This window comes from Pelomonas sp. Root1217 (assembly GCF_001425705.1).
Taxonomy (GTDB): domain Bacteria; phylum Pseudomonadota; class Gammaproteobacteria; order Burkholderiales; family Burkholderiaceae_C; genus Pelomonas.
On record NZ_LMDC01000028.1, the window covers coordinates 1,032,253 to 1,046,002 of the forward strand.

Below are 13,750 nucleotides of genomic sequence, written 5' to 3' on the forward strand. Positions count from 1 at the left end.
GCATGGCCGTCTCATCGGCGCGACAACTTCATCAAGGGCCTACAGGCGCCGCGAATAGCATGCGCGCCGCCCCGAAGGGCATCGAGGTGCCGGCCACGCCGGTCGGCCCATCCATCAAGAGAAAAGGGAGTGTTCTCATGAAAAAACAAGCCATCGTCCTGGCCGCACTGCTGGCCGCCACCGCTGTCCACGCCGAATCGCCGGCCCAGGGCTATATCGGCGTCGCCGGTGGTGTCTCGCACGTCAATATGGACTGCACGGGCACCACCAGCTGCGACACGAGCGACACCGGCGCCAAGCTGGTGGGCGGCTACAACTTCGGCAACGGCTTCAGCCTGGAAGCCGGCTACGTCACTTTTGGCAAGTTCAAGGGCGCAGACGGCACGATGTCCGTCACCATCAAGCCGACCGCCCTCACGCTGGGCGCTGCTTTCGCGCTGCCGCTGAGCACCGACTGGGGGATGAACGTCCGCCTGGGCATCGCGCAGGTGAAGACCAAGGCCAGCGCCACCGTCGGCACGCTGAGCGGCTCCGACTCCGAGAGCAAGGCCAAGGTCTACGCCGGGCTGGGCCTGACCTATGCCATCGCCAAGAGCGTCAAGCTGGAGCTGGGCGTCGATTCGACCCAGGCCCAATTCGCTGGCGAAAAGGCGACGCTGCGCCTGGTCTCCCTGGGCGCGACCTTCGCGTTCTGATCAACAACGCGTCCCACTCGACGGGCCGCCTCGTGCGGCCCTTTTCCATGGCTCTTCCTACACTGCGGCCATGGACTACGCCTCGTTGATCAAGGAAATGGGCCGTGGCGCCCGGGGTGCGCGCGATCTGAATCGCGAGCAGGCTGAAGCGCTCTTCGGCGAGATGCTCGACGGCAAGGTGCCCGACATGGAGCTGGGCGCCATGCTGATCGCGCTGCGCGTGAAGGGCGAGAGCGCCGACGAGGTGGCGGGATTCCTTGCTGCAATGCAGGTACGAACGGCCAAACTGACCGCCCCCGACGGCCCACGAACCGTGCTGCTGCCCAGCTTCAACGGTGCCCGCAAGCAGGCCAATCTGATGCCGCTGGTCGCGCTGCTGCTGGCCCGCGAGGGCGTGCCGGTGCTGATCTTCGGGCGGCACGACTTCGACAGCCGCCACAGCCCCTTCGAGCTGCTGGGCGCACTGGGGCTGCACGCCAGCCCGTCCCTGGCTGACGCCGAAACGCGGCTGGCAGGCGACAAATTGGCCGTCCTGCCTTTGCAGATGCTCAACCCTGGGTTGAACAGCTTGATGGCCCTGCGCCCGAGGCTGGGCGTGCGCAACAGCTCCCACAGCCTGGCCAAGCTGCTCGACCCCTTCCCGGTCGGCCGCGGCGTGCGTGTCGTCGCGGTGACTCATCCGGAGTACCTGGACAGCATGGCCGCGGCCCTGCCCGGCCTGACGGTGGACGGCGGGCGGGCGATGCTGATGCGCGCCAGCGAGGGCGAGGCCTATGCCCATCTGCGCCGCAAGGCCCATCTGATCGGCTTCCAGAACGGTGACACCGCACCTTTGCATCCGGCCGACACGGCGGATCTGGACTGGCTGCTGTCGCCGGCCTGCGCACCGGCCGAGAACGCAGCCCTCATCAAGGCCATGCTGGAGGGCCGCGAAACCGTGCCGCCGCGCATCCTGGAGCAGGTCGCCGCACTGCGGTTTCTCGCCACAAACTGAAGTTGCTTATTCGGCTTGGGCATATAGCCCCAAAAATTCTGTAGTTCTTCCGCACCGCAACATTACTTAGAGTCGCGCCCTCGGGTGGCATGGGCCGCCTCAGGGGACAGCGTGCTGGACGGAATTGCGATTGCAAGCGGATTGGGAGTCGGCCTCATCGTCGGGATCACCGGCGTGGGCGGCGGCTCGCTGATGACGCCGCTGCTGCTGTCCGTCTTCAAGCTCAACCCAGCGGTCGCCATTGGCACCGACCTGTGGTTTGCCTCGTTGACCAAGATGAGCGGCTCGGTGGCGCATGCCCGTCACGGCCATGTGAACTGGGCCATCGTGCGCCGCATGCTGATGGGCTCGATCCCCGCCTCCATCGCCACCATTGCGCTGATGCACCTGACCGGCGTCACCAAGGGCTGGGCCGCGACGCTGACGTTTTCGCTGGGCATCGCCCTGCTGCTGACGGCCGCCGTCGTGGCCTTCAAGCAGAGCTGGCAGCCGCTGGGCCTGAAGCTGGAGCGCTGGATTCCCGAATCGCGCAAGCCGATGCTGATGGTGGCCCTGGGCCTGCTGCTGGGCGTGCTGGTGTCGCTGTCGTCCATCGGCGCCGGCGCCATCGGTGCAACGCTGATCCTGCTGATCTACCCGCGCATGAAGGCCCGCGACATCGTCGGCACCGACATTGCCCATGCCGTGCCTTTGACCCTGGTGGCCGGCATCGGCCATGCCAGCCTTGGCAATGTGAATTGGGAGCTGCTCGTGTCCCTGCTGATCGGCTCTTTACCTGGCATCTGGCTGGGCGCCCAATTGACCCGTCGGCTGCCCGACGGTGTCGTGCGCAGCCTGCTCTGCGTTTCTCTTCTGATGGCCGGCTGGAAGGTCATCCACTAACCATGTATCAGTACACCGACTTCGACCGCCGCTTCGTCCACGCCCGCGCCGCGCAGTACCGCGACCAGCTCGAGCGCCACCTCGCCGGCACCCTCGGCACCGACGAGTTCCGGGCGCTGCGCCTGCAAAACGGCTGGTACATCCAGCGCCATGCACCCATGCTGCGCGTGGCCGTGCCCTATGGCGAGCTGTCCTCGCGCCAGCTGCGCCAACTCGCCCGCATCGCCCGCGAGTACGACCGCCAGCCCGACGGCCCCTTTGCCGGCCAGGGCGGTTACGGCCACTTCACGACGCGCCAGAACCTGCAATACAACTGGATCCCGCTGGTGGACAGCGCCACGGTGATGGAGCTGCTGGCCGAGGTCGACATGCACGGCATCCAGACCAGCGGCAATTGCATCCGCAACATCACCAGCGACGCCTTCGTCGGCATCGCGCCGGATGACATCGTCGACGCCCGTCCCTACTGCGAGATCCTGCGCCAGTGGAGCACGCTGCACCCCGAGTTCGCCCACCTGCCGCGCAAGTTCAAGATCGCCGTCAGCGGCGCTGCCGAAGACCGCGCGGCCATCGGTTGGCATGACATCGGCCTACAGCTGAAGAAGAACGCGGCCGGCGAGGTCGGCTTCCAGGTCTTCGTTGGTGGCGGCATGGGCCGCACGCCAATTCCCGGTGTCGAGATCAACGCCTTCGTGCCCTGGCAGCACATCCTCGTCTACATCGAGGCCATCGTGCGCTGCTACAACCTGGCCGGCCGGCGCGACAACCTCTACAAGGCCCGCATCAAGATCCTCGTCAAGGCCGAAGGCCGGAAGTTCTTCGACGCCGTCAACGAGGAATACCGCCGCATCCTGGCCGACGACAACGGCGGCCATGAGCACATCATCCCCCAGGCCGAGCTGGACCGCGTGGCGGCCTGCTTTGTCGACCCGGCCGGCGTCGCGCCCGTCGCCGAGCCCGTGCTCGACACCAGCGACCCGGCTTTCGCACGCTGGCTGGCACGCAATGTCGATGGCCACCGCGTCGCCGGCTACCGCGCTGTCACGCTCAGCCTCAAGCGCGTCGGCATCGCCCCGGGCGACACCAGCGCCGACGTGATGGACACCGCCGCGGCCCTGGCCGACCAGTTCAGCCACGGCGAGCTGCGCGTCACGCACCGCCAGAACCTCGTGTTGCCCTGGGTGAAGGCCAGTGACCTGCCCGAACTCTTCCAGGCCGCCCGGGCCGCAGGCTTCGCCACGCCCAACGCCCGCCTGTTGACCGACCAGATCGCCTGCCCCGGCGGCGACTTCTGCGCGCTGGCCAATGCCCGGTCGCTGCCGCTGGCTGCCACGATCGCCGAGCGCTATCAAGACCAGGACGAGCTCGAAGACCTCGGCGAGATCGACCTGCACATCAGCGGCTGCATCAACAGCTGCGGCCACCACCACAGCGGCCACATCGGCATCCTCGGCGTCGACAAGGACGGCACCGAGTGGTACCAGCTGACGCTGGGCGGCAGCGACGGCACGAAGCTGTCCGGCGCGACGACAGCCGGCAAGGTCATCGGCCCGAGCTTTGCCGCCGACGAGATCGCCGACGCCATCGACGCCGTCATCGACACCTTCAAGCGCGAGCGCCTGGCCGGCGAGCACTTCGTCGACGCCGTGAAGCGCCTCGGCCTCGACCCCTTCAAGACCGCCGCGAATGCCGTTCGCGTCTCGACCGCGAAGGCTTGATCACCATGAAGTTCATCAACGCCACCACCTGCCAATGGAAGCACGCCATCGGCGAAGACGGCCCCAAGCCCGATCCCGATCCGGCGCCCAACCGCCTGCTGTCGCTCGAGCAATGGCATGCCGTGCGCGCCCACTGGCCCAAGGATGTGCCGGTCGCCATCGAGTTCCCGAACGACGCCGACATCCACCAGCTCGCGCCCGACCTGGAGCGCATCGCCCTCATCGTGCTCGACTTCCCCAAGTGGACCGACGGCCGCGCCTACAGCCAGGCCCACATCCTGCGCAGCCGCTTCAAGTTCACCGGCGCCATCCGCGCCCGCGGCGAAGTGCTGGTCGACATGATGCAACTGCTGGCCCGCACCGGCTTTGACGAGGCCGTCATGCGCGGCGACCAGTCCCAGGCTGCCGCGCAGAAGGCGCTGGACCTGTTCGCACCGGTGGGCTTCTACCAGGGCGACGTCGGCGAGACGCGACCCTGGTTCCAACGGAGCGCAGCGTGAGCACCGAAGTCAGCAGCCTGCCCTGGGCCGCCGCGCCTGCGGCTGGCAACGCCATCGGCCTCTACGCCAAGTGGACGCCGGCCCTGGACGCCAAGATCGAGGCTGCCCTGCAGCGCCTGCGCGACGCCAGCATCGAGCATGGCGACGGCCTTGTGCAGAGCAGCAGCCTGGGTGTGGAGGACATGGTCATCACCGACCTGATCGCCCGAGCCAAATTGCCCATCGCCATCGCCACGCTGGACACAGGCAAGCTGCATCCCGAGACGCTGGCCCTGCTGCCGCGCATCCAGGCCCGCTACGGCCGCGAGGTCGAGGTCTTCAAGCCGGTGGCGGACGCCGTCATCCAGTTCGTCCGCAAGGAGGGCGAGGAGGCGATGTACAAGAGCATCGAGCTGCGCAAGGCCTGCTGCGGTCTGCGCAAGATGGAGCCGCTGGGCCGCATGCTGAAGGGCCGCTCGGCCTGGATCACCGGCCTGCGCCGTGAGCAAAGCGGCGCGCGCGGCGACGTGGCCTTCGACGAAGACGACGGCAACAACCGCCGCAAGATCAGCCCCATCGCCGACTGGACCTGGGCCGAGGTCTGGGCCTATGTTGAAAAATATGCAGTTCCCTACAACCCGCTGCATGACCAGTTCATGCCCTCGATCGGCTGCGCACCCTGCACGCGGGCCATTGCGGTGGGAGAGGATTTCCGCGCCGGTCGGTGGTGGTGGGAGGATTCCTCAAAGGAATGTGGTCTGCATGCGAAAAGCTGAGGAACACAGCCACAGAGACACGGAGGCACAGAGAAGGCCTTTGAGTTCCTCTGTGTCTCTGTGCCTCTGTGGCGGAAATTGAATTGACATGAATGCTGCTGTGAAACCCGAACAACTCATCGCTGACGTCGACCACGCGCATCTGGATGCGCTGGAAGAGGAAGCCATCTTCATCCTGCGCGAGGTGGCCGCGAGCTTCGAGCGCCCCGCCCTGCTGTTCTCCGGCGGCAAGGACAGCTGCGTCGTGCTGCGCCTGGCCGAGAAGGCCTTCAAGATGAAGAACGCGGCCCACCCGAGCGGCTACTCGGGCCACCTGCCCTTCCCGCTGGTGCACATCGACACGGGCCACAACTTCCCCGAGGTCATCACCTTCCGTGACCAGCGCGTGGCGGACATGGGTGAGCGCCTGGTGGTGGGTCACCTCGAAGACTCGATGGCCAAGGGCACGATCCGGCTCTCCCACCCGCTGGAAAGCCGCAACGGCCACCAGACGGTGACGCTGCTGGAGACCATCGAGGAGCACAAGTTCGACTGCCTCATCGGCGGCGCCCGGCGCGACGAGGAGAAGGCGCGCGCCAAGGAGCGCATCTTCAGCCACCGCGACAGCTTCGGCCAATGGCAGCCCAAGGAGCAGCGCCCCGAGCTGTGGACGCTGTTCAACACGCGCATCCGCCCGGGCGAGCATTTCCGCTGCTTCCCCATCAGCAACTGGACCGAGCTGGACGTGTGGCTCTACATCGCCCGCGAGAACATCCCGCTGCCGCAGATGTACTTTGCCCACGAGCGCCAGGTCATCCGCCGCAAGGGCCTGCTGGTGCCGCTGACCGAGGTGACGCCGCCGGAAGAAGGCGAGACCGTCGAGACCGCCACCGTGCGCTTCCGCACCGTCGGCGACATGACCTGCACCTGCCCGGTCGAGAGCCCCGCCGCCAACGCGAGCGAGGTCGTGGCCGAGACGCTGACCGTGACGGTGAGCGAACGCGGCGCCACGCGCATGGACGACCGCACGAGTGAAGCTTCCATGGAGAAGCGCAAGAAGGAAGGGTATTTCTGATGAAGGCGCTCCGATTCCTGACGGCCGGGTCCGTGGACGACGGCAAGAGCACGCTGATCGGCCGCCTGCTGTTCGACGGCCAGGCCATCCTGGCCGACCAGCTCGACACGCTGGAGCGCCGCGCCGCCGGCCGCCCCATCGACCTGAGCCTGCTGACCGATGGCCTTGAAGCCGAGCGCGAGCAGGGCATCACCATCGATGTGGCCTACCGCTACTTCGCCACCAAGACGCGCAAGTTCATCATTGCCGACGCGCCCGGCCATGAGCAGTACACGCGCAACATGGTCACTGCCGCGGCCGGCAGCGATGCCGCCGTCGTGCTGGTGGACATCACCAAGCTCGATCTGAACGAAGCCGAAGTGACGCTGCTGCCGCAGACGCGCCGCCATTCGCTGCTGGCCCAATTGCTGCGCGTGCCGAGCATCGTTTTCGCGATCAACAAGATTGACGCGCTGGCCGACCCGGCCGAGGGCTTCGCCAAGGTCAAGACCGCGCTGGAGAAGTTCGCCACCGCGGCCGGCCTGGACGTGGCTGCCACCGTGCCCGTCAGCGCCTTGCGCGGCGACAACGTCACCCAGCCGCTGGACGCGCCCTGGTGGAATGGCGAGAGCCTGCTGCAGGTGCTGGAGCGCCTGCCCACGTTGAGCGAGCGCGCCGACGCGCCGCTGAGCCTGCCCGTGCAGTTCGTGCAGAAGGACGCCTACCAATCGGCAGGCACTGGCTTCCAGCCGCGCGTGCTGTGGGGCCGCATTGCCCACGGCGCCGTGAAGGCGGGTGACACCATTGAGGTGCTGCCGTCGAAGCAGACCGCCGTCGTCGCCGAAGTGCGCCTGGCCGGCGAGACCGTGTCGAGCGCCGAAGCCGGCGACTCGGCCGGCCTGGTGCTGGACCGCCAGCTCGACGTCAGCCGTGGCGACTGGATCGTCACGCCGGGCTCGGCCACGGCGACCAAGACCTTTCCGGCGACGCTCGCCTGGCTGGACACCGAAGCCGCCAAACCCGGCCGCAAGTACTGGGTGCGCCATGGCAACCGCTGGGTGCAGGCGCGCATCGCCGCCATCGACTCGGTGCTGGATATCAACACCCTGCAGCCCCAGGACGCCCACGAGCTGCCCGTCAACACCATCGGCCGCGTGCAGATGGAAGTGCAGCACGAGCTGCCCGTCGAGCCCTTCATGGACAACCGTGTCGGCGGCGCACTGATCGTCGTTGACCCCGCCAGCCACCGCACCAGCGGCGCACTGCTGGTGGACGTGCAAGCCGCTGCGTCGGCGGAAGAGGCTTGGTAATCATGGGCAAAGTGATCTTCGTCAGCGCCGGCCCCGGCGCCGCCGACCTGATCACGCTGCGCGGCGCCCGTGCGCTGTCGCAGGCCGACGTCGTGCTCGCCGACGCCCTGGCCGACCCGGCCCTGCGCGACCTTGCGCCGCAAGCCAAGTGGATCTCGGTCGGAAAGCGCGGCTTCGAGCATTCGGCCAAGCAGACCGAGATCAATGCACTGCTCGTCAAGGCGGCGCAGGAGCACGCCCTCGTCGTGCGGCTGAAGGGCGGCGACGCCAGCATCTTTGGCCGCCTGGAAGAAGAGCTCATCGCGCTGGCCGAGGCCGGCATCGCCAGTGAAGTCGTGCCCGGCGTGACTGCGGCTCTTGCCGCCGCCGCCCAGGCGCAACGCCCGCTGACCCGCCGCGGCCGCGGTCGCAGCGTCTCGCTGACCACCGCGATGACCGAAGCCGGCGAACTGAAAGCCGCGCGCTCGGCCGACACCGAAGTGTTCTACATGGCCGGCCGCCAATTGGCCGCCTTGAGCCGCCAGTTGCTAGCCGCTGGCTGGGCGCCCGACACCCCCACGCTGGTCGTCAGCCGCGCCGGCTGCGCCGATGCGCTGACCAGCGAACACGCGCTGGTCGACCTCGCCCACGCGGCCCTGCTCCATCGCGGCCGCCCCACGGTCGTCACGGTCGGGACAGGAGCCAGCCGCGTCCGCGCGCAGGATCAAAACCACGCCGACCTTAAAATCGTCGTTTCGCCCGAATCATTGCCCATCGGGGCGCCCCTTACTTCCCAGAGCCGCTCATGACCCACGTCGTCACCGAAGCCTGCATCCGCTGCAAATACACCGACTGCGTCGACGTCTGCCCGGTCGATTGCTTCCGCGAAGGCCCCAACTTCCTGACCATCGACCCGGATGAATGCATCGACTGTGCCGTCTGCATCCCCGAGTGCCCGGTCAACGCCATCCTGCCGGAGGAAGACGTGCCCGGCGATCAGATCCACATGATCAAGATCAATGCGGACTTGGCCAAGAACTGGCCCAGTATCACCAAGCGCAAGCCCGCGCTGCCCGATGCGGACGAGTGGAAAGACAAGACGGGCAAGCTGCCCGAGCTGATCCGCTGATCAAGGCGCCTCGGCGCCACCGTCCATGCAAACCCACGACCCTGCCCGCACCGACCTCATCGAGACCGACGCCGTCATCGTCGGTGCCGGCCCTGTCGGCCTGTTCCAAGTCTTCGAGCTGGGCCTGCTCGAGATCAAGGCCCACATCATCGACAGCCTGGCCTACCCCGGCGGCCAGTGCATCGAGCTCTATCCCGACAAGCCCATCTACGACATCCCGGCCGTGCCCATGTGCACCGGCAAGGAACTGACGGACAACCTGCTCAAGCAGATCCAACCCTTTGGCGCGACCTTCCACCTGGGCCAGGAAGTCACCGTTGTGCAGAAGCAGGACGATGGCCGCTTTCTGATCGAGACCAGCAAAGGCACGCAGCTGCTGGCCAAGACCGTCTTCATCGCCGGCGGCGTCGGCAGTTTCCAGCCGCGCACGCTGAAGGTCGACGGCGTTGAGCCCTACGAGGGCACGCAGGTCCACTACCGGGTCAAGGCACCGGCCCAGTTCGCGGGCAAGAACCTGCTCATCATCGGCGGCGGCGATTCGGCGCTGGACTGGGCGCTGAACTTCTGCGCCGCCAACCCCGACGGCAACCCGCACAAGGCCGAGAGCGTCATCCTCGTGCACCGCCGCGACGAGTTCCGCGCCGCACCGGCCAGCGTGGCCAAGATGCGCGAACTCTGCGACGCGATGGAGATGCAGTTCATCGTCGGCCAGGCCACCGGCATCGACGAAGCGAATGGGCAACTGACCGGCGTCAAGATCACCGGCAACGATGGCATCACGCGCGTCGTGCCCTGCGACCAGGTGCTGGCCTTCTTTGGCCTGTCACCGAAGCTCGGGCCGATCGCCGAATGGGGCCTCGCGCTGGAGCGTAAGCAGATCGTTGTCGACACTGAAAAGTTCGAGACCAGCGTGCCGGGCATCTTTGCCGTCGGCGACGTGAACACCTATCCGGGCAAGAAGAAGCTGATCCTCTCCGGCTTCCACGAGACCGCCCTGGCCGCCTTCGGTGCCGCGCCGTATGTGTTCCCGGACAAGCGCATCCATCTGCAGTACACGACGACCAGCCCCAAGCTCCACAAGGTGCTGGGCGTGGAGTCGCCAGTGTTTGACTGAGGCCTTGCTTCGCCAGCGGGCTGGCTAACGGGGCTCGGACCGCCCTTGCTCCCCGTAGCGGATCGAGATGATCTTGCCCTCGCGGATCCGCACCACCGCGACGAGATTTCCCGGCCCGCGGTCGTACAGCCACTCTTCCGTCACCACGCACACCGGTTGAACCTGTTGAACCGGCTGAACCTGCTGATAGGCCGGATAGCCGTATTGCGCGGGAACCGGCTGCGGGACCCTGGCGCAGTACGAGTCCGAGACAGTGGGCTGCCCGCAGGTACGGACCAACCAGACCTTGGCATCGCCTTCATTGACGCTGGTGTCGTTGCATCGCAAGGGATCGGCATGAACGGCACCTCCGGCGCCCACCAGCGCGGCCATCATGCAGGCCGTCAAGCCCAAGCGCAGTGCGTGAATCACTCCCATAGCTTCCTCCTTCGACGGCCGTGCGTCGCTCGCTGATCCGGGCAGAACGCCGCAGGGACGCTCACGTTGACAGGCTCAACCACTAGCGAACCTGCCTTTGAGACGAGATGGACGTATCGGCGAGCACGCCACGGATCACGATGGCGATACGCCCGATGCCCCCCGCAATTGCTCCGCCGTTTCAAAACCACCTGCCGAACCGCCCACGGGCGGCTTTCCTACAGCCGATGCCGTCAAGACCGGGCATGCTAGCTCGTCGATCCTGCCCCAACGACCCCGTCAAGGAGACTGAAATGCGCGTCATGGTGATCGTGAAAGCAACTGCCGATTCCGAAGCGGGCCGCCTGCCCAGCACCGAAGATTTCGCCGCCATGGGCGCGTTCAACGAAGAGCTGGTGAAGGCCGGCGTCATGCAAAGCGGTGATGGTTTGAAGCCGACGTCCGCCGGCAAGCGCGTGCGGTTCTCCGGCACGGACCGCGCCGTCATCGACGGTCCCTTCGGTGCGCCCAACGACCAGATTGCGGGCTTCTGGATCTGGAATGTCGCATCGATGGACGCGGCCGTCGACTGGGTCAAGCGTTGTCCCAACCCGATGGCGGGCGACAGCGAGATCGAGATCCGCCCGTTCTACGAGGCAGAAGATTTCGGCGAGACGTTCACGCCAGAATTGCAGGCAAAGGAAGACAAGCTGCGCGCCAAGATGGACGCGCAACAGCGCAGCTGAGACGAGGCGATCCCGCCAGCCAGCATCGCGTCCCCGGGCCGAGCCTCGCAGGCCCTGCGTCCGCTGTTGGGCCTGCGCACACTCGCGCGGCAAGCCCATCGACATCATCTGAAACAGGCCCGCGACTAGAATCCGGGCCGCGCCTGGGCAACCAGGCGTTTCGCTAGGGGTGTTGCGCCTGCCAAGGCGGCGCGCGACTGAGACAGTCCCTTTGAACCTGACTGAGGTAATCCTCGCGCAGGGAAGCACGCTGAAAGCCCAGGCCGAATCTTCGTCTCCCGCCCCTGGGCCCTGTCGTTTGCCGACCTGCCATCGCTTTGCATTCCGATGGCACGACTCTTTTCCCTTTCCGTTCTCGGCGCCGCCTCTGCGCTGCTCGCCACCAGCCTCGCTTCGGCGCAGACCCTGCCCCAGGTCAGCGTCTCGGGCAAGGCCACCGAGGCCGTGCCCAGCCTGTCGGGCTTCAACGACCCGCCGGCCAAGCTGCCAATGCAGGCGTTGAGCCTGTCGGCCGAACGGCTGGACGAACTCGGCATCACGCAGCTCTCGGGCATCACCAAGCTCGACGCCTCCATCTCCGACGCCTACAACGCCGTCGGCTACTGGTCGCAGCTCAAGATCCGCGGCTTCGACCTCGACAACCGTTTCAACCTGCGCCGCGACGGCCTGCCCATCACCGGTGAGACGGCGCTGTCGCTGGTCAACAAGTCGGGCATCGAGGTGCTGAAGGGCAGCTCCGGCATGCAGGCGGGCACCAGTTCGCCGGCCGGCATCGTCAACTTCGTCGTCAAGCGCCCGCTCGCCGAGGACGGCACGGCGCTGATGCTGGAAGCCATCCAGGGCGGCACTGTGCAGGCGAGCGTTGACCATTCGCAGCGCTTCGGCGCCAACCGCGAGTTCGGCGTTCGCGTCAACCTCGCTGCGGCCCACCTGGACCCGACGCTGCGTGACAGCAAGGGCCGCTCGCACGCCGCCGCGCTGGCCACTGACTGGCGCATCAGCGCCGACACCCTCGTCGAGGCCGAGGTCGAGTTCAACCGCCAGAGCCAGCCCAGCCAGCAAGGTTTCAGCCTGCTTGGCAACCGCCTGCCCGACGCCAAGAGCGTCGACCCCAACCTGAACCTGAACAACCAGCCCTGGAGCCTGCCCGTCGTCTTCGACAACACGCACGCCTCGCTGCGCGTGCAGCAGAAGCTGGCCGGTGAATGGCGCGCCCAGGCGGCGCTGGGCATCCAACGCCTGCGCACCGACGACCGCCTGGCCTATGCCTACGGCTGCAGCGACGCCAATGGCGACTACTACGCCGACCGCTTCTGCCCGGACGGCAGCTACGACCTCTACGACTTCCGCAGCGAGAACGAGCACCGCGACACCACGGCGCTGGACGTCTCCGCCAGCGGCCCCGTGCAGCTTGCCGGCCTGCACCATGACGTCACCGTCGGTGGACTGACCAGCCGGTTCAAGAGCCGCTTCCAGCGCCAGGCCTACAACTACGCGGGCACCGGCAACATCGACGGCAGCGCCGTGACGCCCGCCGCGCCGGATCTGACGGACGAGAACACCAACCGCGACGAGCGCAGCAACGAGCTCTACCTGCGCGACCGCGTCGCCCTGAGCGCCGACACCAGCGCCTGGCTGGGCCTGCGCCACACCCGCCTGCACCGCGAGAGCGTGCGCACGGACGGCTCGCGTGCAACGGATTACTCGCAGGGCGTCACCACGCCCTGGGTCGCGCTCAGCCATGCGATCGCCAGCGACTGGCTGCTCTACGCGAGCTGGGGCCAGGGCATCGAAAGCGAAGTGGCCCCCAACCGCAAGCGCTTCGTCAATGCCGGCCAGGCGCTGCCCGCGCTGAAGAGCCGCCAGACGGAGATCGGCCTGAAAACCGGCACCCAGCGCGTCGAAGGCTCGCTGACCGTCTTCGACATCCGCCGCCCCGCGTGGCGCGACGTCGTGCTGCCCGGCTTCACGGAATGCAGCGCCGACAACAGCTGCGAGCGCCGCGCCGACGGCTATGCCCGCCATCGCGGCATTGAAGCCAGCGCCGACCTGAAGTGGAGCGGCGGCGGCCTGTTCGCCAGCGCCATGCGCCTGCAGGCGCGCCGCCAAGGCAGCGCCGACGCCAGCCTCAACGGCCTGCAGCCGCCCAATGTGCCGGAGACAACGCTCAAGGCCCATGTGCGCCAGGACCTGCTGCCCGGCCTGCAAGCCCAGCTCGGTATCCGCCACGAGGGCAGCCGCTTCGCCACGCCCGACAACAGCATCGCGGTGCCGGCATGGACTGTGGCCGACGCGGGCCTGCGCTACATGCAGGGCGTGGGCAACCAGACCTGGATCTGGCGCGTGGCCGTCGACAACCTGACCAACCGCCGTGCCTGGCGCGAGTCGCCGTGGCAGTTCGAGCACAGCTACCTCTACCCGCTTGCACCGCGGACTTTCCGCACGAGTCTCGAGGTCCGGCTCTGAGGCCCCCGAAAGAACTGCTATAGTCACGGGCTC

General features: G+C 67.2%; 14 protein-coding genes and 1 riboswitch. Of the genes, 13 read left to right on the forward strand and 1 reads right to left on the reverse strand.

Annotated elements, in window-relative coordinates; all coding sequences use genetic code 11:
* The first annotated feature begins 137 nt into the window (after nt 1-137).
* The 11 genes from ASC95_RS24755 (at nt 138) to ASC95_RS24805 (ending at nt 10,109) form a co-directional block, all read left to right on the forward strand.
* The gene (locus ASC95_RS24755; RefSeq protein ID WP_057300306.1) at nt 138-695 is read left to right on the forward strand and encodes an outer membrane beta-barrel protein; all 558 of its coding nucleotides are present in this window, start codon (nt 138-140) and stop codon (nt 693-695) included.
* A 70-nt stretch (nt 696-765) separates the two neighbouring features.
* Nucleotides 766-1,689 (forward strand): DNA-binding protein YbiB, encoded by a 924-nt coding sequence (gene ybiB / locus ASC95_RS24760; RefSeq protein WP_057300307.1) that lies wholly within the window; start codon nt 766-768, stop codon nt 1,687-1,689.
* A gap of 114 nt (nt 1,690-1,803) precedes the next feature.
* Complete coding sequence (locus ASC95_RS24765) at nt 1,804-2,571, forward strand: sulfite exporter TauE/SafE family protein (protein WP_057300507.1); 768 nt, start codon at nt 1,804-1,806, stop codon at nt 2,569-2,571.
* 2 nt (nt 2,572-2,573) lie between these two features.
* Nucleotides 2,574-4,289, forward strand: coding sequence for a nitrite/sulfite reductase (locus ASC95_RS24770; RefSeq protein ID WP_057300308.1), 1,716 nt, complete (start codon nt 2,574-2,576; stop codon nt 4,287-4,289).
* A gap of 5 nt (nt 4,290-4,294) precedes the next feature.
* Nucleotides 4,295-4,789, forward strand: a complete 495-nt coding sequence (locus ASC95_RS24775; protein ID WP_057300508.1) for a DUF934 domain-containing protein — start codon at nt 4,295-4,297, stop codon at nt 4,787-4,789.
* Nucleotides 4,786-5,544 carry a phosphoadenylyl-sulfate reductase gene (locus tag ASC95_RS24780; RefSeq protein WP_235538043.1) on the forward strand — a complete coding sequence of 253 codons (759 nt, stop codon included), beginning with the start codon at nt 4,786-4,788 and terminating at the stop codon, nt 5,542-5,544. Before ASC95_RS24775 ends, ASC95_RS24780 begins: the two co-directional genes overlap by 4 nt.
* An 88-nt stretch (nt 5,545-5,632) precedes the next feature.
* Nucleotides 5,633-6,598, forward strand: a complete 966-nt coding sequence (cysD, locus tag ASC95_RS24785) for a sulfate adenylyltransferase subunit CysD (protein ID WP_057300309.1) — start codon at nt 5,633-5,635, stop codon at nt 6,596-6,598.
* Nucleotides 6,598-7,887: a sulfate adenylyltransferase subunit 1 gene (locus ASC95_RS24790; protein ID WP_057300310.1), complete on the forward strand. Its 1,290-nt coding sequence runs from the start codon at nt 6,598-6,600 to the stop codon at nt 7,885-7,887. Before cysD ends, ASC95_RS24790 begins: the two co-directional genes overlap by 1 nt.
* Before the next feature lie 2 nt (nt 7,888-7,889).
* Nucleotides 7,890-8,675: a uroporphyrinogen-III C-methyltransferase gene (gene cobA / locus ASC95_RS24795; RefSeq protein WP_082568071.1), complete on the forward strand. Its 786-nt coding sequence runs from the start codon at nt 7,890-7,892 to the stop codon at nt 8,673-8,675.
* A complete protein-coding gene (gene fdxA, locus ASC95_RS24800; RefSeq protein ID WP_057300311.1) occupies nt 8,672-8,995 on the forward strand; it encodes a ferredoxin FdxA in 324 nt (107 codons plus the stop codon). Before cobA ends, fdxA begins: the two co-directional genes overlap by 4 nt.
* Nucleotides 8,996-9,020: 25 nt before the next feature.
* Entirely contained in the window at nt 9,021-10,109 is a 1,089-nt protein-coding gene (locus tag ASC95_RS24805) for an NAD(P)/FAD-dependent oxidoreductase (RefSeq protein ID WP_057300312.1), read from the forward strand.
* Nucleotides 10,110-10,133: 24 nt separating this feature from the next.
* Here ASC95_RS24805 and ASC95_RS24810 read toward each other — a convergent pair whose 3' ends face one another.
* Complete coding sequence (locus ASC95_RS24810; protein WP_057300313.1) at nt 10,134-10,526, reverse strand: DUF2845 domain-containing protein; 393 nt, start codon at nt 10,524-10,526, stop codon at nt 10,134-10,136.
* A 293-nt stretch (nt 10,527-10,819) separates the two neighbouring features.
* Here ASC95_RS24810 and ASC95_RS24815 point away from each other — a divergent pair, with 293 nt between their 5' ends.
* Both ASC95_RS24815 and ASC95_RS24820 read left to right on the forward strand, forming a co-directional pair.
* Nucleotides 10,820-11,251, forward strand: a complete 432-nt coding sequence (locus ASC95_RS24815; protein ID WP_057300314.1) for a YciI family protein — start codon at nt 10,820-10,822, stop codon at nt 11,249-11,251.
* 155 nt (nt 11,252-11,406) lie between these two features.
* Nucleotides 11,407-11,512: riboswitch (TPP riboswitch) on the forward strand.
* A 66-nt stretch (nt 11,513-11,578) separates the two neighbouring features.
* Nucleotides 11,579-13,717 (forward strand): TonB-dependent siderophore receptor, encoded by a 2,139-nt coding sequence (locus ASC95_RS24820; RefSeq protein WP_057300315.1) that lies wholly within the window; start codon nt 11,579-11,581, stop codon nt 13,715-13,717.
* Nucleotides 13,718-13,750: the final 33 nt, after the last annotated feature.

Excerpts from the sequence above, each read along its gene's own strand:
- ASC95_RS24755 (WP_057300306.1), top strand. The coding sequence starts at position 138 with ATGAAAAAACAAGCCATCGTCCTGGCCGCACTGCTGGCCGCCACCGCT.
- ybiB (WP_057300307.1), top strand. The coding sequence starts at position 766 with ATGGACTACGCCTCGTTGATCAAGGAAATGGGCCGTGGCGCCCGGGGT.
- ASC95_RS24770 (WP_057300308.1), top strand. The coding sequence starts at position 2,574 with ATGTATCAGTACACCGACTTCGACCGCCGCTTCGTCCACGCCCGCGCC.
- ASC95_RS24775 (WP_057300508.1), top strand. The coding sequence starts at position 4,295 with ATGAAGTTCATCAACGCCACCACCTGCCAATGGAAGCACGCCATCGGC.
- cysD (WP_057300309.1), top strand. The coding sequence starts at position 5,633 with ATGAATGCTGCTGTGAAACCCGAACAACTCATCGCTGACGTCGACCAC.
- ASC95_RS24790 (WP_057300310.1), top strand. The coding sequence starts at position 6,598 with ATGAAGGCGCTCCGATTCCTGACGGCCGGGTCCGTGGACGACGGCAAG.
- cobA (WP_082568071.1), top strand. The coding sequence starts at position 7,890 with ATGGGCAAAGTGATCTTCGTCAGCGCCGGCCCCGGCGCCGCCGACCTG.
- fdxA (WP_057300311.1), top strand. The coding sequence starts at position 8,672 with ATGACCCACGTCGTCACCGAAGCCTGCATCCGCTGCAAATACACCGAC.
- ASC95_RS24805 (WP_057300312.1), top strand. The coding sequence starts at position 9,021 with ATGCAAACCCACGACCCTGCCCGCACCGACCTCATCGAGACCGACGCC.
- ASC95_RS24810 (WP_057300313.1), bottom strand. The coding sequence starts at position 10,526 with ATGGGAGTGATTCACGCACTGCGCTTGGGCTTGACGGCCTGCATGATG.
- ASC95_RS24815 (WP_057300314.1), top strand. The coding sequence starts at position 10,820 with ATGCGCGTCATGGTGATCGTGAAAGCAACTGCCGATTCCGAAGCGGGC.
- ASC95_RS24820 (WP_057300315.1), top strand. The coding sequence starts at position 11,579 with ATGGCACGACTCTTTTCCCTTTCCGTTCTCGGCGCCGCCTCTGCGCTG.